The sequence below is a fragment of the Bradyrhizobium sp. RT6a genome (assembly GCF_040547675.1).
GTDB lineage: Bacteria > Pseudomonadota > Alphaproteobacteria > Rhizobiales > Xanthobacteraceae > Bradyrhizobium.
On record NZ_JBEPQC010000006.1, the window covers coordinates 235,769 to 256,196 of the forward strand.

A 20,428-nucleotide genomic window follows, 5' to 3' on the forward strand; every position below is an offset into this window, starting at 1 on the left:
GCCCGGTCAAGCCGGGCGACGACAGCGGGGCAGCAGCCCGGCTTCAAATATTCGCGGCGAGGTCCACGACTTCGTCGAACAGCACGCCGGTCGTCTTGAGCATTTGTTCGATCTCGTCCGCGGCCTCGGCGACCGTGCGCGTCGAGGTGTCTATCACGAGCTCGGCTGCCTCGGGCCGCTCGTAGTCGTTGCCGATACCGGTGAACGACGCGAGCGCGCCGGCACGGGCCTTCTTGTAGTGGCCCTTGGGGTCTCGCTCCTCGCAGATCCCGGCCGGCGTCGCGACGTGAATCTCGCGGAACGAAGTGTCAGCGATGCGGCGCGCGGTGGCGCGATCCCCGCGGGCGGGCGAGACCGCCGCGACGATGGCGATGTGGCCGTTGCGGGCGAGATGTGTCGCGACTTCGGCGAGACGGCGGATGTTCTCGCTGCGATCGGCGGCGGAGAAGCCGAGGTCGCTGTTGAGGCCGGCGCGCAGCGTATCGCCGTCGAGCAGGATCGGCGAGCCCCCGTTGCTGAACAGCCGCCGCTCCAGCGCTTTTGCGAGAGTCGACTTGCCCGAGGCGGGGAGGCCGGTGAGCCAGACCACGGCGCCGTTGTGACGATAGCGCGCGGAGCGTTCGTCGGGCCGCAGCGCGGATTCCACCGGCACGATGTCGACGGGCAGGGCGCGCTGGCCGGCATCGACCGACAGCACCAGACCGCCGCCGGCGATACGCCCGGACACCTCGATCACGAGCCGGCCGGTGCGCGGATTTTCTGTGTAGGGGTCGGTGGCAATCGGATTCGAAAGGGAAATGTCGATCTCGCCGACATGATTACGGCCGATTGCCTTGTTCTCGACGCTCGACAACTCGCCGGGATCAACCGCCTTCTCGATCGCGACGACGGTGGCACGGCTTTCCTTCGGTCCGCAGCGAACCAGGAGCTGGTCGCCCTTGGCCAGCGGCTTGTCGTGCAGCCAGAAGATCCGCGCGCGCAGCCGTCGCGTCTCGCGCGGCGCGCTGTTCGTATGCGCTATGATATCGCCGCGTTCGAGGAACAGCTCGCGGTCGAGCGTGATGCCGACCGAGCGGCCCGCACCCTGTCGGCCCGCGACCGGCGTCACCGGCCAGCTCTCGACCGTCTTGATCCTGGCGATCTTGCCGGCTGGCATGATCACGATTTCGTCGCCGGCGATGAGGCTGCCGGATTCAATCCGACCCGCAACGATGCGGCGATCGTCGAATTTGTAGATCGCCTGTACCGGCAGCCGCAGCGCCAGCGCCTCCAGCGGGCGCGCCGGTTCGAGCTGGTCGAGTGCCTCCACGACGGTCGGGCCCTTGTACCAGCCGATCCGATCGGTGCGCTCGGCGACGCCGTCGCCGTCTCGGGCGGAAATCGGGATCACGGCCGTGGGCTTCACACCGAGGCCTTGCAGATGTGCCGAGATCTCGTCGCTGATCTCCTTGAAGCGCTCGGCGGCGAAGTCGACGCGGTCCATCTTGTTGACGACGACCGCGACCTGCTTCACGCCGAGCAGATGCAGGAGATAGCCGTGCCGCCTTGTCTGGTCACGCACGCCTTCGAGCGCGTCGATGATCAGCACCGCGCCGTCGGCCTGCGAGGCGCCGGTGATCATGTTGCGCAGGAATTCAGCGTGGCCGGGCGCGTCGATCAGCACGATGTCGCGCGAATTGGTGCGGAAGCGGATCTGCGTGGTGTCGATGGTGATGCCCTGGTCGCGCTCGGTCTGGAGCGCGTCGAGCAGGAACGACCATTCGAACGGCATGCCGCGCCGCGCGCTGACGGCTTTGAGCATCTCGAGCTTGCCGTCGGGCAGGCTGCCGGTCTCGTGCAGCAGGCGGCCGACCAAGGTCGACTTGCCATGGTCGACGTGGCCGACGATGACGATGCGGACCTGCGGTCGCGTCGTGCCGTTCGGGGTGGCGGGCGATGCGGGGGTGACGATCATATTCATACGACGCTCGCGTCCTTGATCAGAGATAGCCGGCGACACGCAGGCGCTCGAAAGCGTCCTCGGTCTCGTGGTCGAGCGCACGGCCGGAACGTTCCGGCACCTTGGTCTGCTCGAGCTCGATCAGGATCTCGTCGATATTCGACGCGTTTGAGGCGACCGGATTGGTGATGTCCTGATCACCCAGCGAGCGATAGCGCTTGCCGTTTTGCGACAGATACAGCGGGATGATCGGGATGTTCTCGCGCTTCGTGTAGGCCCAGATATCGGACTCGGTCCAATGCAGGATCGGATGGATGCGCAAATGGGCGCCCTGCGGCGGCGACGCATTGAAATGATCCCAGAACTCCGGCGGCTGGTCGCGCACGTCCCAATTGCCTTCGAGCCCACGTGGCGAGAACACGCGCTCCTTGGCGCGCGTCGCCTCCTCGTCGCGGCGAATGCCGGCAATCAGGCCGTCGAAGCCGTATTTGGCGAGCGCCATCTTGAGGCCCTCGGTCTTGCGCGCGGCGGAACGGGCAGCGGGCGGCAGCGTTGGGTCGACGGCATCAATCGGCGGGCACGGCTCGACACGTAGATCGAGATCCCATTCCTTGCCGTAATGATCGCGGAAGCGATACATTTCCGGAAACTTCTTGCCGGTGTCGACATGGAGGGCCGGGAACGGCAGGCGGCCGAAGAAGGCCTTGCGCGCCAGCCAGATCATGACGTTGGAGTCCTTGCCGAGCGACCACAGCAGGGCGATCTTCTTGAGGCGGCCAAAAGCTTCGCGGAAGATATAGATGCTCTGGGCCTCGAGCTGGTCGAGATGGTCCATGCTCGGGGCAAGATCAGCAGAAAATTCTTGCGTGCGCGCGCGCTCGGTCGCGGCCGGGCTGCCCAAGCCGACAGCAGTGGAATTGTCCTTGAGAAGATGCATCTCTGCCACTTTGCGTTTGAAGGCGAAAACTCTATAGTTGCGGCGCAAGAGAGAAGAAAAAATTTTCTCTTTGCGCACTCGAAACGACACATATATAGAAAATAATTCCAGTCAACCCCGGATCTGGGGGGAGCGAGTATCGTATGCGGTTCTTGCCGGTGTTCCTCGATCTCAAGGCCGGTCCGGTGGTCCTCATCGGTGCGGGTGAGCTTTTGCGCGCCAAGCTGCGCGTGCTTACTGCGGCCGGTGCGCGCATTCGCGTGCATGCGATCGATGGCAATCAGGACCTGGGTCTGAGCTCCGAGGACGCCGCGCGTATCGACATCGCGGCCGCCGATCCGCTGACCGCCGATCTCTCCGGAATCATCGCTGTCGTTTGCGCGGGCGCAGGCGATGTCGGCGTGGCGATGTCGGTCCGCGCCAAGGCGCTCGGCCTGCCCGTCAACGTCATGGACGATCTCGAGCATTCGAGCTTCATCTTCCCGGCCATCGTCGATCGCAGTGATGTCGTCGTCGCCGTCGGCACTGGCGGCACGTCGCCGGTGGTGGCGCGGCGCGTGCGCGAAAAGATCGAGGCGCTGCTGCCGGCCCGCATCGGCGAGCTGGCCGAGTTCATCGGCGGTTTCCGCAAATCCATCAACGAACGTATTGCCGAGTTTCCGCTGCGCCGCCGCTTCTGGGAGCGCGTCATCGACGGCCCGATCGGTGCATCCCTGCTTGCGGGCCGCAAGGGTGAGGCCGAAGCCGCCCTCAAGGCGATTTCCGATCCATCCGCGTTCGCGCGAGCCGACAAGCCGGAGGGCTCAGTCGCGCTGGTCGGCGCCGGTCCCGGCGATCCGGATTTGCTCACCATCAAGGCGCTGCGCGCGCTCCAGGATGCCGACATCGTCTTCCATGACGAGCTGGTCTCGCCTGAAATTCTCGACCGTATCCGCCGCGACACCACGCGCGTGCCGGTCGGTCGCCGCGTCGGCAAGCCCGGCATCGGTCAGGACGCCATCAACAAGCGCATGATCGAGGCTGCGCAATCCGGCCAGCGCGTAGTGCGGCTGAAGGGCGGCGATCCCTTCGTGTTCGGCCGCGGCGGCGAAGAAGTCGAAGCGTTGCGTGTGGCCGGCGTTGCCTATTCGATCATTCCCGGCATCACTGCGGGCCTCGGCGGCGCCGCCGATTTCGAGGTGCCGCTTACCTATCGTCACGAAGCAACCCGCATCACCTTCCTCACCGCGCACAAGGCGCGCGACGCGGAAGTCGTGGACTGGTCGACGCTGACCGACGCCAGGATGACCGTCGTGGTCTACATGGGCATGACGGCTGCGCCGGCTGTACGCGCCGGCCTCTTGGCTGCCGGTCGTTCGCCGGAGACGCCGGTCGGCGTATTCGCCCGCGTCACGCGTCCCGATGCGCAAGGTGCGATCGGCACGCTACGCGACCTGCCGGAACTGGTGCGACGGACAAATGGTGGCCCTGCCATTCTCATCATCGGCGATGTGGTCCGGCATGCCGGCTCGCTTCGCCGCCAAACCCCAAAACAAATCATCTCTGACCTATTGGATGCAGCCGAATGACCTCCCCGCTTGAACAGAAGAAGATCAAAATCGCAGGCCCCTCGGTCGTGACCGCCAACCGCACCTGGGACGGCATCGTGGTTTACCGCACCGCCGCCAAGAGCTGGTCCGCGGACCTGTCGGAAGCCGCCATCGTGCGCAACTCCGACGAGGCGAAGGCGTTGCTTGCGGAGTCCGTGGCCGATGACGTCGGCGCGATCGGTCCCTATATCGCGCCGGTACAGGTCGGTGCGGACGGCAGGATCGAACCCGGCAATCTGCGCGAACAGATCCGCCGCACCGGCGTGACCATCGGACAGCCGGTCCAGGTTTAAGGCATTCTCTCATGTACGCTTACGATGAAATCGACCGCACGCTCGTCAACGAGCGCGTCTCGGAATTCCGCGACCAGGTGAAGCGCCGCCTGTCCGGCGAGCTCACCGAGGACGAGTTCAAGATCCTGCGGCTGCAGAACGGCGTCTATCTGCAACTGCACGCCTACATGTTCCGGGTCGCGATCCCCTACGGGACGCTGGCGTCGAACCAGCTGCGGGCGCTCGCCCATGTCGCGCGCAAATACGACCGCGGCTACGGCCATTTCACGACGCGGCAGAACATCCAGTTCAACTGGATCAAGCTCGCCGAGCTGCCGGATGCGCTGGCCGATCTCGCCGAGGTCGGCATCCATGCGATGCAGACCTCCGGCAACAACATGCGCAACGTCACCTCGGACCAGTGGGCCGGCGTCGCTCCCGGCGAGATCGAGGATCCCCGCATCTGGTCGGAGCTGATCCGCCAGCACACCACGCTGCATCCGGAATTCTCGTTCCTGCCGCGCAAGTTCAAGATCGCGATCACCGCGTCGGACCACGACCGCGCCGCGATCAAGATCCACGACATCGGGCTGAAGCTGATCAAGAACGAGAAGGGCGAGACCGGCTTCGAGGTGCTGGTCGGCGGCGGGCTCGGGCGCACGCCGTTCATCGGCAAGACCATCAAGCACTTCGTGCATGGCCGCGACATTCTCAGCTACATCGAGGCGATCCTGCGGGTGTACAACCAGTACGGCCGCCGCGACAACATCTACAAGGCGCGCATCAAGATCCTGGTGCACGAGCTCGGCATCGAGAAGTTCTCGCGCGAAGTCGAGGAGGAGTGGCAGCACATCCGCAACTCCTCGCTCCAGATCGATGACGAGGTGGTCGAGGACATCCGTTCGCGCTTCACCTATCCCGCCTACGAGAAGCTGCCGCACATGCCGGACGAACTGCGGCAGGCCGCGGCCGATCCCGATTTCGAGGCATGGCGCAAGAACTCGGTGGCCCCGCACAAGAACCCGGGATATTCCATCGTCACGATCTCGCTGAAGCCGATCGGCGCGCCTCCGGGCGATGCCACCGCCGAGCAGATGGATGCGCTCGCCGATCTCGCCGACAGATATTCCTTTGGCGAGATCCGTGTCGGCCACGAACAGAACCTCGCGTTGCCGCATGTCGCCAAGCGCGACCTGCCGGCGCTGTGGAAGGCGCTCGACAAGCTCGGGCTGGCGACGCCGAACGTCAATCTGATCACCGACATCATCGCCTGCCCGGGTCTCGACTATTGCTCGCTGGCCAATGCGCGCTCGATCCCGATCGCGCAGGAATTGACGCGGCGCTTCGCCAATCACGAGCTCGCCAATCTGATCGGCCGTCTCCACATCAACATCTCCGGCTGCATCAACGCCTGCGGCCATCACCATGTCGGCCATATCGGCATTCTCGGCGTTGAGAAGAACGGCGAGGAAGTCTACCAGATCACCATCGGCGGACGCGCCGACGAGAGTGCCGCACTCGGCAATCTGATCGGCCCCGGCGTCAAGTTCGACGAGGTCGCCGATGTCGTCGAGGATATCGTGGAAGCTTATCTGGCGCTGCGCGAGCGGCCCGAAGAGCTGTTCATGGACACCGTGAAGCGCCTCGGCGTCGAACCCTTCAAGGAGCGCGTTTATGCCACTCGTTAACGGCGGAAAGATCGCCGACGACGGCTTCGTCAAGCTCGCCGTCGACACGCCGCTGCCCGAGGGCGGTGACATCCTGGTGCCGGCCGAGCGCTTCGTCGGCGACGCGGATGCGCTGCTCAGGCGGACCGGCAAGGCCGGCGTGATCTGGCCGAACAATCGCGACATCGCCGAGCTGGTACCCTATCTCGGCAAGCTCGCCGTCGTCGCGCTGGTGTTCCCGACCTTCCGCGACGGGCGCGCCTACAGCCAGGCGCGGCTGCTGCGCGAACGTTACAATTACCGCGGCGAATTGCGTGCGACGGGCCAAATCCTGCGCGACCAGTTCGTATTCATGCTGCGCGCGGGCTTCGATTCCTTCGACGTCAAGAAGCAGGCCGACGCGGAAGCCTTCATGCAGACCGCGAAGCGCTACTCGGTATTTTACCAGCCCACCGGTGACGGCCGCATCACGGCGCTGCACCGGCGCATGCAGCTGCGTCATTCCGAGGGTGTCGGCACGTGAACGTAGTCGCGCCTCAGGCTTCGACGTCCGTCTCTGTGCTGCCCTCGGCTGAGGAGCTCGATCGTGTCTTGCGCGATGCCTCGCCCGCCGAAATCATCGCCGCCGCGCTGAAGACGGTCGGGCGCGACAGGCTCGCGCTCGTGTCGTCCTTCGGTACGGAATCGGCGACGCTGCTGAAGGTCATGGCCGAGGTCGATCCGGCGATCCCGGTGATCTTCCTCGACACCGGCTGGCTGTTCGAGGAGACGCTGGCCTATCGCGACACGCTGATCGCGACGCTGGGCCTGAAGGACGTCCGCTCGATCAAGCCCGCCGAGGAGACGCTGTCGCGCGAAGATCCCGAACGCGACCTCTGGTTCTCCGATCCAGACGCCTGCTGCCGTATCCGCAAGGTCGAGCCGTTGGCGCGGGCGCTGAAACCGTTCGATGCGTGGCTCAATGGCCGCAAGCGCTTCCAGGGCAACTCGCGCGCCGACATCCCGGTGGTCGAGGACGACGGTGCGCGGTTGAAGTTCAATCCCTTTGCCAATGTTTCGCGCGAGGAACTCGAGGCGATCTTCGCCCGCGCCAAATTGCCGCGTCATCCTCTGATTGCGTCGGGATTCCTGTCGGTCGGGTGTATGCCTTGCACGAGCAGAACGGCCGAAGGTGAGGATGAGCGTGCCGGTCGCTGGCGCGGCCGGGCCAAGACGGAATGCGGCATCCACACGATGAAGACTTCGTAGCAAAGTTACGCTGCCCGGCTACGAACAAGAAAATCCGGTTCCGTTGACTTAAGCGCGTTTCGCCCCGAGTTATGCCTGCCATCGATGACGCCGACGTCATTGATGTGAATGGAGATGGACATGATGCGTCGTATCGTTCCGCTCGCGGCAGGACTGCTCGTGACAGGCTTGTTGGCAAGCTCGGCTCTCGCCGCTGACATCAATCTGCTGAACGTATCGTACGATCCGACGCGCGAGCTCTATGTCGAGTTCAACAAGGCGTTCGCGAATTCCTACCAGAAGGAAACCGGCAAGAGCGTCGAGATCAAGCAGTCGCATGGCGGCAGCGGTTCGCAGGCGCGCGCCGTGATCGACGGATTGCAGGCCGATGTGGTGACGCTCGCGCTCGCCTACGACATCGACGCCATCGCGGGCAAAGGCCTCACGACGGCTGACTGGCAGAAGCGGTTGCCGCAAAATTCGTCGCCCTATACCTCGACCATCGTGTTTCTGGTCCGCAAGGGCAATCCGAAGGGCATCAAGGACTGGGGCGATCTGCTCAAGTCGGGCGTCGCCGTGATCACGCCGAACCCGAAGACGTCAGGCGGCGCGCGCTGGAATTATCTGGCGGCCTGGGGCTTTGCGCAGAAGAAGTACGGCTCAGTCGATAAGGCCAAGGACTTCATCGGCAAATTGTATCAGCAGGTGCCGGTGCTCGACACCGGTGCGCGCGGCGCGACCGTGACCTTCGTCGAGCGCGGCGTCGGCGACGTGCTGCTCGCCTGGGAGAACGAGGCGTACCTGGCGCTGAAGGAATTCGGTCCGGAAAAATTCGAGATCGTGGCGCCGCCGCTCTCGATCCTGGCCGAGCCGCCGGTGACGATCGTCGACAAGGTTGCCGATAAAAAAGGCACGCGCAACGCCGCGGACGCCTACCTGCAATATTGGTATACCAAGGAAGGTCAGGAAATCGCGGCGCGCAATTTCTATCGCCCGCGCGATCCCGAGATCGCTAAAAAACACGAAAACTCCTTCGCGAAGGTCGAGCTGTTCACGATCGACGAACTATTCGGCGGCTGGACCAAGGCGCAGAAGGAACATTTTGCCGACGGCGGCGTCTTCGATCAGATCTACAAGAACTGATCGGGCGCTGTCGACGGGGCTTAAACAGGGGGCCTGGTGAGCGCAATCGCAGCACGACGCCGGACATTGCCAGGCTTCGGTCTCACGATGGGACTGACGCTGTCCTGGCTGTCGATCATCATCCTGATTCCGCTCGCCGGCCTCTTCCTGAAATCCCTCGAGTTGAGCCCCGAGCAGTTCTGGAACATCCTCTCCAGCCGCCGCACCCTGAATGCCTTGCGCGTGTCCTTCGGGCTCGCCTTCGCGGCGGCCTGCGTCAATCTCGTGATGGGCAGCATCATCGTCTGGGCGCTGGTGCGCTACCGCTTCCCGGGACGGCGGCTGTTCGATGCCATCGTCGACGTGCCCTTTGCGCTGCCGACGGCGGTCGCCGGCGTCGCGCTGACCGCGTTGTTCGCCGAGAAAGGCTGGCTCGGCGCGCCGCTTGCGGCGGCCGGGATCAAAGTGGCGTTCACGCCGGTCGGCATCTTCGTCGCCATGATCTTCATCGGTATCCCGTTCGTGGTGCGCACGGTGCAGCCGGTGCTCCAGGATCTGGATCCTGAGATCGAGGAGGCCGCGGGCAGCCTTGGCGCGAGCCGCTGGCAGACCATCATTCGCGTGATCCTGCCCTCGCTCGGTCCGGCGCTGCTCACCGGGCTCGCGCTCGCCTTCGCACGCGCGGTCGGCGAATACGGCTCGGTGGTCTTCATCGCCGGCAATCTGCCCAACGTCTCCGAGATCGCGCCGCTGCTGATCGTGATCCGCCTGTCCGAATTCCGCTATGCCGATGCGACCGCCATCGCGGTGGTCATGCTGGTCGTATCCTTCGTCATCATCTTCGCCGTCAACCGGCTCCAGCGCTGGGCGCAGAGCCGGATTCCGGTACGCTGAGGGCGGATCATGACGATGCAGATCGCAGATTCCGTCCAACTCTCGGCCCCCGACGCCAAGGCACGCGCTCATGCGGCGGCCGCGCGGGACAACCTGCGCACCGAACCGAGGGCGGTTCGCATCGTCATCATCGCGCTCGCGATGACCTTTCTCTCTGTCTTCGTCGTGCTGCCGCTGGTCGTGGTGTTCGCGCAGGCGTTCTCGAAGGGAGTCCTCGCTTATTTCGCCGCGCTGGCCGACCCGGAGGCGCTGTCCGCAATCAAGTTGACGCTGTTGGTTGCGGCAATTTCCGTCGGCCTCAATCTCGTCTTCGGCTTGGTCGCGGCCTGGGCGATTGCAAAATTCGAATTCTCGGGCAAGACCTTCCTGATCACGCTGATCGATTTGCCGTTCTCGGTCAGCCCGGTGATCTCGGGCCTCGTCTTCGTGCTGCTGTTCGGCGCGCAGGGCTATTTCGGCAGCTGGCTTAGGGATCACGACATCCAGATCCTGTTCGCGGTGCCCGGCATCGCGCTTGCGACCACCTTCGTGACCTTCCCCTTTGTGGCGCGGGCGTTGATCCCGCTGATGCAGGAGCAGGGCACGCAGGAGGAGGAGGCCGCGATCTCGCTCGGCGCCTCGGGCCTGCAGACCTTCTTCCGCGTCACGCTGCCCAACATCAAATGGGGCGTGCTCTACGGCGTACTGCTCTGCAATGCGCGCGCGATGGGCGAGTTCGGCGCGGTCTCCGTCGTCTCCGGCCATATTCGCGGCGAGACCAACACGATGCCGCTCCTGGTCGAGATTCTCTACAACGAATACCAGTTCGTCGCGGCGTTCGCGATCGCCTCGCTGCTCGCGATGCTGGCGCTGATCACGCTGATCGCCAAGACCGTTCTCGAAAGTCACCTCGACGAAGGACATGATGCAAGTGAGCATTGAAGTCAGGAATCTCGTCAAGAAGTTCGGCAGCTTCAAAGCCCTCGACGGCGTCGACCTCAAGGTCAACGACGGCGAGCTGCTCGCGCTGCTCGGTCCATCAGGTTCCGGCAAGACCACGCTGCTGCGGATCATCGCCGGGCTCGACTGGCCCGATTCCGGTGAGGTGTCTTTCAACGGCGAGGACGCGCTGGCGCAGGGCGCGCGCGAGCGGCACGTCGGATTCGTATTTCAGCACTACGCGCTGTTCCGCCACATGACGGTGTTCGAGAACGTCGCCTTCGGGCTCCGCGTGCAACCGCGCGCGATCCGGAAGGACGAAGCGACCATCCGTGTGCGCGTCAAGGAGCTGCTGGATCTCGTGCAGCTCGACTGGCTCGCCGACCGCTATCCGAGCCAGCTCTCCGGCGGCCAGCGCCAGCGCATCGCGCTAGCCCGCGCGCTCGCGATCGAGCCGCGCATCCTGCTGCTCGACGAACCCTTCGGTGCGCTTGATGCCAAGGTGCGCAAAGAGCTGCGCAAATGGCTGCGTTCGCTGCACCACGAAATCAACGTCACCTCGATCTTCGTCACCCATGACCAGGAAGAGGCGCTCGAAGTCGCCAACCGCGTCGTGGTGATGGACAAGGGCAAGATCGAGCAGATCGGCTCGCCCGATGACGTCTACGAGAGCCCCGCGACCGCCTTCGTCCACGGCTTCATCGGCGAATCCATCGAGCTTCCGGTCCTGATCGCCGACGGCGTCGTCACGCTCGGCGACCGGCCGCTGCGGCTCGCGGCCGACGGGCTTGCGCCTGGCGCGTCAAGACTGTTCGTGCGGCGACACGACATGCTGGTCGGCCCGCCCGGCAGCGGCGCCTTCGAGGGGGCCGTGCAGCATGTCCGGAATTTCGGTCCCGTGCAGCGGGCCGAGGTGGCACTGTCAGGCGGGCAAACGATCGAGATCGATGCGCCTCGTGGTCGGGAACTGCGCGCCGGCGACACGATTGGCCTCGAGCCCCGCCGCTACCGGATATTTGCGGGCTAGATCTCCGTCATTCCGGGATGGTCCGTAGGACCAGACCCGGAATCTCGAGATTCTCAGGTGCGCAATTGCGCACCATAGTTCGATGCTTCGCGTCGCCCCGGAACGACTTCGACGATTTTCTTCAATATTCACCTTTCAGCCACGGTTGGTATGCAACAACGGCCCCTGATTTGGGGGCTCCTGTTCATGCGCGCCGCGGCCGCAATACTCATCACTTTGCTGCTCGCCGGCTGCGCCGGCAACGAAGCGCCGGTCCAGCAGCCGTCCATGTATGCCGATATGTCCGTCCCGGGCGCCAAACTCGATGCGCAGGCGGCGGCGATCATGATCTCGCAATACCGCCAGAACAACGGGCTCGGCATCGTCGTGATCGACCCCGAACTGATGCGGCTTGCCGAATCCCAGTCCCAGGCCATGGCGGCGGCCAACAAGATGGATCATGACGTCCGCGCGCCGCTGGCCAAGCGCCTCAGCGCCGGCGGCTATCCGGCGACCGTTGCGGTCGAGAACGTCTCGGCCGGCTATCATACGCTGGCGGAAGCGTTTTCCGGCTGGCGCGACTCGCCCCCGCACCGCGCCAACATGCTCAAGAGCGGTGTCACAAAATTGGGCATCGCGGCGGGCTATGCTCCCGGCACCAAATACAAGGTGTTCTGGACCATGATCCTGGCCTCGACGGACTCTCGATAAGCCAGACTTGATCCTGGGATGCATTGACGCCGCGGCAGACTGTCGCCACGGTCGCTCGCCATCTGCTATTGTTTCCGCATGACTGATCATAGCCCAGACGTCGCAACAATCCCCGCGAACGCGCAACGTGTCCTGGTCCTCCAGGGCGGCGGCGCGCTCGGCTCCTATCAGGCCGGCGCCTATCAGTCGCTCTGCCATGCCGGCTTCGAGCCGGACTGGGTCGCCGGCATCTCGATCGGCGCGGTCAACGCCGCGATCATCGCCGGCAACGAAGGGCAGACGCGCGTCAAGCGGCTCAAGGAATTCTGGGAGATGGTCTCCGCGCCGGTTCCGTGGAAGCCGATCGGCAAGAGCGACCATAGCCGCGAGTTGTTCAACTCGACCAGCGCCGCATTGATCGCGACCTTCGGCGTGCCCGGCTTCTTCACGCCGCGCATTCCGCCCGCGCCGCTCTGGCCGCCCGGCAGCCCGCAGGCCGAGAGCTATTACGACACCGCGCCGCTGAAGAAGACGCTGGAGCGTTTGGTCGATTTCGACCGCATCAACGATCTGAAGACGCGGCTGTCGGTCGGCGCGGTCGGCGTCACCTCCGGCAACTTCAAATATTTCGACAATTTCGAGTTCAGGAAGCTTGGCAAGAAAATCGGCCCCGAGCACATCATGGCCTCCGGCGCGCTGCCGCCCGGCTTTCCGTCCGTCGTGATCGACGGCGAGCACTATTGGGATGGCGGCATCGCCTCCAACACGCCGCTCGACTACGTGCTCGACGCCGAGACCGACCGCGATCTCCTGATCTTCCAGATCGACCTGTTCAGCGCCCGCGGCGATCTGCCGACCTCGCTGCTCGAGGCGACCGAGCGCGAGAAGGACATCCGCTTCTCCAGCCGCACGCGGATGAACACCGACAAGAACAAGCAGGTGCACAACGCCCGCAGGGCCGTGCGCGACCTGATTTCCAAATTGCCCGATTATCTCAAGAACGACCCTTCCGTGGAATTCCTGGCCAAGGTATCGCGCGAAAGCACCGTTACCGTGGTGCACCTGATCTACCGCAGCAAGAACTACGAATCCTCGTCCAAAGATTACGATTTTTCGCATGTCGCCATGGTCGAGCATTGGGAAGCCGGCGTGCGTGACGTGCATCTGTCGATGCGCCACAAGGACTGGCTCGAGCGGCCGCAATCCGGCGAGACCATGGTGACCTACGATCTCACGGGGGACGTCACTGCGCCCCCGGCAAAAAGGAGCGAGTAATATGGGTAGTCTGTCAGGCAAGAACGCCGTCGTGACCGGGTCGACCAGCGGCATCGGGCTCGCCTATGCGCGCGCCTTCGCCGCCGCCGGTGCCAATGTCGTCATCAACGGCTTCGGCTCGCCGGAGGACATCGAGAAGGAGCGCGCCAAGATCGAGTCCGATTTCGGCGTGAAGGCGGTCTATTCGCCGGCTGACATGACCAAGCCGGCCGAGATCGCCGGGATGATCGCGCTCGGCGAGAAGAGTTTTGGTTCGGTCGACATCCTCGTCAACAATGCCGGCATCCAGTTCGTCTCGCCGATCGAGGAATTCCCGCCGGAGAAATGGGACCAGATCATCGCGATCAACCTGTCCTCGGCCTTCCATGCCATTCGCGCCGCCGTCCCCGGCATGAAGAAGAAGGGCTGGGGCCGCATCATCAATACCGCTTCCGCGCACTCGCTGGTCGCCTCGCCCTTCAAGTCGGCCTATGTGTCGGCCAAGCATGGCATCGCCGGCCTGACCAAGACCGTGGCGCTGGAGGTCGCGACCCACAAGATCACCTGCAACTGCATCAGCCCCGGCTATGTCTGGACGCCGCTGGTGGAGAAGCAGATCCCCGACACCATGAAGGCGCGCAATCTCACGCGCGAGCAGGTCGTCAACGACGTGCTGCTCGACGCGCAGCCGACCAAGGAGTTCGTCACCTCCGAGCAGGTCGCAGCCCTCGCGCTGTTCCTGTGCGGCGACGATGCGGCGCAGATCACCGGCACCAACCTCTCGATCGACGGCGGCTGGACCGCGGAGTAGAGCGCGGCCGCCGGCGAATGGCGGAGCCGAGCTCCGCCATTTCGTTCAGTGCGTCCACGCCAGCGCCGTCTCGAATGCCGAGGACAGGTGCAGTTCCGCGAACATGATCTTGCCGGCGACCACGAACAGCACGCTGGCAAGCGTCAGGCGCAGCACTGTCTCGGGCACGCGCGTCGCGCTAAAGCTGCCGACGACGATGCCGGGCAGCGAGCCCAACAGCAGCACGCCCATCAATCCCCAATCCACGTCGCCAAGCGCCCAGTGCCCCATTCCGGCGATCAGGGTTAGCGGGACGGCATGGGCGATGTCGGAGCCGACGATGGTCGCCATCGGCAGGCGCGGATAGAGCAGCAGCAGAACGGTGACGCCAACCGCTCCGGCGCCGACCGATGAAATCGAGACCAGCACGCCGAGCACGATTCCGGTAACGACCGTCGCGATCGCCGTGGTGCGGTCATCGACCTGCTCCAGGCGCCGGCGATAGTGCTCCATGATCGATCTGCGGAAGATCAGCGAGGTCGCAGTCAGCAGCAGTGCGAAGCAGAGCACGAGGTTGACGAGATTGCGCTCGGAATCGCTCTTGAGGTCGAGCTTCCACAGCACCAGCAGCGTCAGCGCACTCGCCGGAAGACTGCCGCAGGCGAGCCGCAGCACCGCCGGCCAGTGCACGCTGCGCGACCAGCCATGCACCACGCTGCCGCCGGTCTTGGTGGCGGCGGCATAGAGCAGGTCGGTGCCGACCGCGGTCGATGGATGGATCCCGAACAGCAGGATCAGCAGCGGCGTCATCAGCGAACCGCCGCCGACGCCGGTCATCCCGACCAGCAGGCCGACGCCGAAACCGGAGGCGACGTAGAGAGGATCGATCATGTCCAGGGAATCTTAGGTTTATCTCGTCAGGTGGGCAATATGACGTAGAATAAACTTTCCCTGCGGCGCAACCGATTGGAGCGAATAAGAAAAATCCTCCTGCAGGGGGCCGAAGTGGAGGTGTTTTCTCCAGTTCATCGCTCTCTTGCGAAATGGACAGTCGGTTAGACGTCATCCAGAGCTTCGGTTCTGATCAATCAGAACCGATAACGCTCTAGGCATAGTGCCTACCGGGCTCATTCAGCCCCGCGACCGGTCGCCGCGACGTGTGGCGGATGTGGACGATATGGATTACGTCGCCACGGACACGGTAAAATATCCGGAATGGGTAGCGGACGACCGCTGCGACACGAACCTCGGAACGGTGCGCAACGCGTGGCGCCGAGAAAGGCGCGCTACGGACGCGCTCCACGACGTCAACAAATCTCTGGCCGACAGCTCCCGCGATCACAGGGCTGGCGTTGCTGGCATAGTATGTCGCGATGTCCGCGAGATCAGCAAGCGCCTCTCGCGTCCAGACGACCTTCATCCGCGCGCAAATTTCGCGAAGGCCTCCGCAACCTCGGCATCCGCAGCGACCTCGCCGCGATCTATCGACGCCAAGGCCGCGTCGATGCTCCGCAATTCCTCTTGCGTCGCAAGATACTCGCCGCCGAGCAGCTCACTCTCGATTTCGCTGGCAATGGCAACCAACTCCTTCTGGGCCTCTTCAGGCCAGGTCTGGGCACGTTCCAGAAGGTTTCGTAGATCGCTTGCAGCCATGGATCCGACTATATCAGGCGGCGGATGGCTTTCCAATCGCCTTGAGCCGATGGCTAGCGTCCGAACGCCAGCACGTGCAGGCCGAGCCGCTGTCGCACGATCCAGAACAGCAGCACCGTCTCGAAACTGAGCGAGATCGAGGTCGCGGCCGCAGCGCCGTGGCCGCCGAAGCGCGGCACCAACGCGATGCAGAGCACCAAGTTCATCGCAAAGGCCAGCGCATAGGCCAGCGCGCAGATCTTCTGCTGCCCGAGCATGTTGAGCAGCCGTTCGACCGGGCCGATCGCGGAGCGCACCACGAGGCCGATGGCGGCAACGAACATGATATCGTAGCCGACCACGAATTGCGGCCCGAACAGCCAGAGCAGCGGCTTGCCGAGCGCAAGCAGCACGATGGTCGCCGCCAGCGACGGCCAGAACGTCCAGCTGATGGCATGCGCCACGTAAGCCGACAGCCGCGCCTTGTCGCCGCTTGCGTTGTACTCGGCAAAACGATGCGCTGTTGTCGCCGACATCGCGTAGTGGATGAACGAGACCAGCGCCAGCGTCTTCACCACGGCGAAATAGACCCCGACCTCGTCGGAGGGACGGAATTGCTGCAGCACCAGCACGTCGGTGTAGGACAGCAGCAGGTAGAAGCTTTCGACTAGCAGGATCGGCAGCGACACGGCGAGCCAACCGCCGATGTCGTAGGCCTTGGGGCCCGCCTCGATGTGACCGGCGAGCTTGCGGTTCAGCACCACCATCTGCCCGGTCATCGCGATCCACACCGCGCCGGCGCTCGCGATCATCGCGGCGACCGCGCCGAGATGATAGCCGAGCAGGAAGGCGCAGGCCGTGATGCCGATGATCAGCGCCTGGCGGATGATGAATTGCGGCATCAGGCCGAGCTGCATCCAGTCATGCGAGCGCGCGATACCGTCCTGGGTATTGGCGACGACGAAGGCGGGCAGCGTCATGCAGCCAATATAGAGCGGCAGCTCTTCGGCCGGATCGATCCAGGGCGACAATAGTTTGACGAGACCGGCGAGGCCCAGCGACACCAGTGCGGAAACGGCAAAGGTCAGCCTGCGGCTGCCCGAGAGAAAGCCGCGCAACAGCGCATGCTCGCCACGGGCGCGGTATTCCGGAATGATCTTTTGCGCGGAGGCCGAGATGCCAAAATCCATCATGCTGCCGAGCAGCAGCACCCAAGTCCAGACATAGACATAGACGCCGTAGTCCGACGTCCCCATCCAGCGCGCGAGCAGTACCTGCGAGAAATAGGCAAGGCCCGCGCTGATCACGCGGATGACGAAGATGGTGCCGGCCAGCCGCCGCGTCAGCGATGCCTCGCTCGACCCGCCCGTCAATTTCTCGCGCAGCCGCGCGATGAGGCCGGCAGGTCCGGTCGTTGCGGGTTCTGCATCCATCACGGCCAATTCGAAGGGTCCCCAAGGCGCGCACGCGCATGCCGCGGCAGGCTTCTGCGCTAGCCTTGGGGATTAGCAACCATTCGTTAAGATTCGGTTGGGTGGAGTGTGTTGCAACCCCAAACGTCGTCCTGGCGAAAGCCAGGACCCATACCGCGTGATCTATCGGGAGGGATCGGGTAGCAGTTCCATACTAGGAATTTTCGCCAAACTACTCCCTGGGGTAATGGGTCCTGGCGTTCGCCAGGACGACAACTACTCCAGATTGGTGTTGAACTCGTACGACTTCTCCGGTCCGACCAGCGTGAACTTCAGCGCTGCGCCGTCGGGTTTGGCGCCGGGCGGCAGTCCGTCGAGTTCGAAAGAAAATCGCTTCACGCCCGGTGGGCTGGGCTCGACCGGTGCCGGGATGGGCAACGCCCAATCGGGCGTCGGGCCTTCCACGTACAGATTGACGGTGCGCGCATCCGGCGCGACCACGTCGACCACGACATTCTTGGGCCCGTCACGCTTGACGTCGCGGATGGTGAGCGGGTTGGGATCGCCGATGGTGGCAGGCTTCGGCACGGTGTCGAGCGCGGCACGCAGATTGGCGTCCTCGGTCGAGGCGACGCTGTTGAAGCCAAGCTCGGCGCGGGCCTCGACGGGGATGCACAGCTTTTCGCACACCGCATAATTGATCTCGGCGCGCAGCGTCACCGGCTTGTCGGCCGCCTTGGCGATGATACGCAAGGGCAGCACGATCTGGTCGTGATAGCCGATCGAATGGCCGCCCGCGCCGTCGTCGAATTTTTGCGGTGCCGGCCACATCACCGTCACCGCTTCGACATTGTCGGATTTCGAGAAATCGAAGCGCGGCGGAACGCCGGAATCGCCCGGCATGCGCCAATAGGTTTTCCAGCCGGGCTGGATCTGGAAGGCGATACCGCCGAGCAGGACGGCGCCGCTGCGCGATCCCGCAAGCAACCGCACCGCGGAATGTCCGTCGCGCTGCCACGGTGATGAATCGTCGGCATGGGCTGCAAGCGCCAGCGAAGACGCGAGCAGGGTTGTCGCGACGCCAATTGCCGCACGCAGGGGAACTCTTGTCAGCATGGTACGTCTTTACAGGGTCGCCCCGCGGCAAACCATTGAATTGCTTGTGATGGACGCACTTGAATCAAGTCCCTGAAAGCCTTGATTTGACAGCCGGCCGGCCCGACATCAGGATAGGAATTGAAACCGGAGTGCTTCACCGATGGCTCCCACAGGCAAGAGGACAGGCGAAGGCACCCGCAAGCCCGGCCCCGCGCTGCCCAGTTCGGCGGGCTACCTGGACGGCCAGTTGTTGATCGCCATGCCGGTAATGGGCGACGAGCGCTTCGAGCGTTCGGTGATTTATCTCTGCGCCCACTCCGCCGAAGGTGCGATGGGCATCATCGTCAACCACCCGGCCGGCAGCATCGATTTCCCGGAGCTGTTGCAGCAGCTCGGCATCATCAACAAGGGCGAGCACATCAAGCTGCCGGAGAATGCCGAAAGCATGAAGGTGCTGCGCGGCGGTCCGGTCGATACCGGCCGCGGCTTCGTGCTGCATTCCAGCGATTTCTACATCGAAAACGCGACGCTCCGCATTGACGACGGCGTCTGCCTCACCGCGACCGTCGACATCCTGCGCGCGATCGCCAACGGCTCCGGCCCCAAGCACGCCATCCTCGCGCTAGGCTATGCCGGCTGGGCGCCGGGCCAGCTCGAGACCGAAATCCAGAGCAATGGCTGGCTGCATTGCGACGCGGATTCGGATTTGATCTTCGGCGATGACGTCGACGAAAAATACGGACGCGCGCTGCGCAAGATCGGCATCGATCCCGGCATGCTCTCGAACGAGGCCGGGCACGCGTAGCGCCATTCTCGCTGTCGTGTATCACCCTCCGCTGTCATGCCCCGGCTTGACCGGGGCATCCAGTACGCCGGAGCGTATCGGCTCTATCACAACTGTCTCGGAATACTGGATCGCCCGGTCAAGCCGGGCGATGACACCGATTGCTGAGTAGCGCCTACTCCGCCGCCTGCTGCTGCACCGTCGGCTCCGTGCCCGCCACCGTCGCGCGGCGCATATCGCGGGGCTGCGACTGGTCGTAGCGGCGGACGCGGTGCATGGTCTGGCGGTTGTCCCACATCACGAGATCATGCAGCGTCCATTTGTGGACGTAGACGAACTCGCTTTGTGTCGCGTGCTCGTTGAGATCGCGCAGCAGCAGCCGGCCCTCCGGGACGCTCATGCCGACGATCTTGCCGGCATGCGATGAGAGATAGAGCGACTTGCGGCGATGGACGGGGTGGGTGCGCACGAGGCGTTGCAGCACCGGCTTGAACATCTGCTTCTCGTCGTCGGTGTATTCGGTGAAGCCGAGCGATCCCCGCGAATACATCAGCGAGTGCTCGCAGACGAGGTCCTCGATCTCCGCCTTGGTCTCGTCGTCGAGCGCGTCATAGGCCGCGCGCATGTCGGCGAATTCGGTGTTGCCGCCCTTCGGGTTGAGCACGCGGGCGGACAGCAGCGAGAATTTTGCCGGGATGGGACGGAACGAGCTGTCGGAATGCCACAGACAGTTGCCGAGGTTGAACAGGTGCGCGCGACTGTCCTTTGCCAGCGGCTTGCCGTCCTTGCCGAGATTGGAGACGTCGTTCAGGCCCGATTGGAGCCGGTAGTCTTTTTCCTTTGTCACGGTGCCGCCGCGCGCGTCCTCGCGCTGGCCGAAATTCAGCGCAAAGGCCATCTGCTGTTCGTCGGTGATGTCCTGGTCGTGGAACACCAGCACCGCATATTTGTCCATGGCGGCTTCGATCTCGCGCGCCTCGGCCTCGGTGAGAGGTTGTCGCAGGTCGAGGCCAGAGACCTCGCCGACAAAATGTTTGTGAAGCTGCCGGATGGCGATCGTCATGACGTTTCTCCCGGAACCGCGAGCGGTTGGTCCCGCTCTGTCGGTGAAAAAGTTACTCCCGTAACAGGCGATGTCAACGCTCGGTGCGCATGGCTGCCCGTAGCCCGGATGGAGCGAAGCGCAATCCGGGCTAC

General features: G+C 64.1%; 21 protein-coding genes. 13 read left to right on the forward strand and 8 right to left on the reverse strand.

The features are described from left to right. Positions 1 to 43: 43 nt before the first annotated feature. The gene (cysC, locus tag ABIC03_RS28685; RefSeq protein WP_354063018.1) at positions 44 to 1,960 is read right to left on the reverse strand and encodes an adenylyl-sulfate kinase; all 1,917 of its coding nucleotides are present in this window, start codon (positions 1,958 to 1,960) and stop codon (positions 44 to 46) included. Positions 1,961 to 1,979: 19 nt separating this feature from the next. Further along, positions 1,980 to 2,774, reverse strand: a complete 795-nt coding sequence (cysD, locus tag ABIC03_RS28690) for a sulfate adenylyltransferase subunit CysD (protein WP_027515469.1) — start codon at positions 2,772 to 2,774, stop codon at positions 1,980 to 1,982. A 245-nt stretch (positions 2,775 to 3,019) separates the two neighbouring features. Here cysD and cysG point away from each other — a divergent pair, with 245 nt between their 5' ends. The 12 genes from cysG (at position 3,020) to ABIC03_RS28750 (ending at position 14,326) form a co-directional block, all read left to right on the forward strand. Next, entirely contained in the window at positions 3,020 to 4,444 is a 1,425-nt protein-coding gene (gene cysG, locus ABIC03_RS28695; RefSeq protein WP_354063020.1) for a siroheme synthase CysG, read from the forward strand. Continuing rightward, on the forward strand, positions 4,441 to 4,758 hold the full coding sequence (locus ABIC03_RS28700; RefSeq protein ID WP_354063022.1) for a DUF2849 domain-containing protein: 318 nt from the start codon (positions 4,441 to 4,443) through the stop codon (positions 4,756 to 4,758). Before cysG ends, ABIC03_RS28700 begins: the two co-directional genes overlap by 4 nt. Before the next feature lie 11 nt (positions 4,759 to 4,769). After that, positions 4,770 to 6,425, forward strand: coding sequence for a nitrite/sulfite reductase (locus ABIC03_RS28705; protein WP_354063024.1), 1,656 nt, complete (start codon positions 4,770 to 4,772; stop codon positions 6,423 to 6,425). Next, positions 6,412 to 6,927: a DUF934 domain-containing protein gene (locus ABIC03_RS28710; protein ID WP_354063026.1), complete on the forward strand. Its 516-nt coding sequence runs from the start codon at positions 6,412 to 6,414 to the stop codon at positions 6,925 to 6,927. Before ABIC03_RS28705 ends, ABIC03_RS28710 begins: the two co-directional genes overlap by 14 nt. After that, on the forward strand, positions 6,924 to 7,652 hold the full coding sequence (locus tag ABIC03_RS28715; RefSeq protein WP_354063028.1) for a phosphoadenylyl-sulfate reductase: 729 nt from the start codon (positions 6,924 to 6,926) through the stop codon (positions 7,650 to 7,652). Before ABIC03_RS28710 ends, ABIC03_RS28715 begins: the two co-directional genes overlap by 4 nt. A gap of 120 nt (positions 7,653 to 7,772) precedes the next feature. Beyond that, positions 7,773 to 8,774, forward strand: coding sequence for a sulfate ABC transporter substrate-binding protein (locus tag ABIC03_RS28720; RefSeq protein WP_354063030.1), 1,002 nt, complete (start codon positions 7,773 to 7,775; stop codon positions 8,772 to 8,774). Between the two features lie 36 nt (positions 8,775 to 8,810). Then, on the forward strand, positions 8,811 to 9,647 hold the full coding sequence (gene cysT, locus ABIC03_RS28725; RefSeq protein ID WP_354063032.1) for a sulfate ABC transporter permease subunit CysT: 837 nt from the start codon (positions 8,811 to 8,813) through the stop codon (positions 9,645 to 9,647). Positions 9,648 to 9,656: 9 nt separating this feature from the next. Next, complete coding sequence (gene cysW / locus ABIC03_RS28730; RefSeq protein WP_354063034.1) at positions 9,657 to 10,568, forward strand: sulfate ABC transporter permease subunit CysW; 912 nt, start codon at positions 9,657 to 9,659, stop codon at positions 10,566 to 10,568. After that, positions 10,558 to 11,592, forward strand: a complete 1,035-nt coding sequence (locus ABIC03_RS28735) for a sulfate/molybdate ABC transporter ATP-binding protein (protein ID WP_354063036.1) — start codon at positions 10,558 to 10,560, stop codon at positions 11,590 to 11,592. The genes cysW and ABIC03_RS28735 overlap by 11 nt, the downstream gene beginning before the upstream one ends. 186 nt (positions 11,593 to 11,778) lie before the next feature. After that, the gene (locus tag ABIC03_RS28740; RefSeq protein ID WP_275172255.1) at positions 11,779 to 12,282 is read left to right on the forward strand and encodes a CAP domain-containing protein; all 504 of its coding nucleotides are present in this window, start codon (positions 11,779 to 11,781) and stop codon (positions 12,280 to 12,282) included. Positions 12,283 to 12,360: 78 nt separating this feature from the next. After that, a complete protein-coding gene (locus tag ABIC03_RS28745) occupies positions 12,361 to 13,536 on the forward strand; it encodes a DUF3734 domain-containing protein (RefSeq protein WP_354063038.1) in 1,176 nt (391 codons plus the stop codon). 1 nt (position 13,537) lies between these two features. Beyond that, entirely contained in the window at positions 13,538 to 14,326 is a 789-nt protein-coding gene (locus ABIC03_RS28750) for a 3-hydroxybutyrate dehydrogenase (protein ID WP_354063040.1), read from the forward strand. Between the two features lie 45 nt (positions 14,327 to 14,371). Here ABIC03_RS28750 and ABIC03_RS28755 read toward each other — a convergent pair whose 3' ends face one another. From ABIC03_RS28755 to ABIC03_RS28775, 5 genes are all read right to left on the reverse strand, one after another. Further along, positions 14,372 to 15,196 (reverse strand): sulfite exporter TauE/SafE family protein, encoded by an 825-nt coding sequence (locus ABIC03_RS28755; protein ID WP_354063042.1) that lies wholly within the window; start codon positions 15,194 to 15,196, stop codon positions 14,372 to 14,374. A 214-nt stretch (positions 15,197 to 15,410) separates the two neighbouring features. Then, complete coding sequence (locus ABIC03_RS28760) at positions 15,411 to 15,725, reverse strand: type II toxin-antitoxin system RelE/ParE family toxin (RefSeq protein WP_354063044.1); 315 nt, start codon at positions 15,723 to 15,725, stop codon at positions 15,411 to 15,413. Continuing rightward, positions 15,722 to 15,994, reverse strand: coding sequence for a hypothetical protein (locus ABIC03_RS28765; protein ID WP_354063046.1), 273 nt, complete (start codon positions 15,992 to 15,994; stop codon positions 15,722 to 15,724). Before ABIC03_RS28765 ends, ABIC03_RS28760 begins: the two co-directional genes overlap by 4 nt. 17 nt (positions 15,995 to 16,011) lie before the next feature. Further along, positions 16,012 to 17,379, reverse strand: a complete 1,368-nt coding sequence (locus tag ABIC03_RS28770) for an oligosaccharide flippase family protein (RefSeq protein ID WP_354063048.1) — start codon at positions 17,377 to 17,379, stop codon at positions 16,012 to 16,014. Between the two features lie 246 nt (positions 17,380 to 17,625). Further along, a complete protein-coding gene (locus tag ABIC03_RS28775; protein WP_354063050.1) occupies positions 17,626 to 18,465 on the reverse strand; it encodes a protein-disulfide reductase DsbD domain-containing protein in 840 nt (279 codons plus the stop codon). A 142-nt stretch (positions 18,466 to 18,607) separates the two neighbouring features. Here ABIC03_RS28775 and ABIC03_RS28780 point away from each other — a divergent pair, with 142 nt between their 5' ends. After that, positions 18,608 to 19,252 (forward strand): YqgE/AlgH family protein, encoded by a 645-nt coding sequence (locus ABIC03_RS28780; protein ID WP_275172249.1) that lies wholly within the window; start codon positions 18,608 to 18,610, stop codon positions 19,250 to 19,252. Between the two features lie 154 nt (positions 19,253 to 19,406). Here the strand turns inward: ABIC03_RS28780 and ABIC03_RS28785 are convergent, their stop codons facing one another. After that, positions 19,407 to 20,294, reverse strand: a complete 888-nt coding sequence (locus ABIC03_RS28785; protein ID WP_027570245.1) for a TauD/TfdA dioxygenase family protein — start codon at positions 20,292 to 20,294, stop codon at positions 19,407 to 19,409. Positions 20,295 to 20,428: the final 134 nt, after the last annotated feature.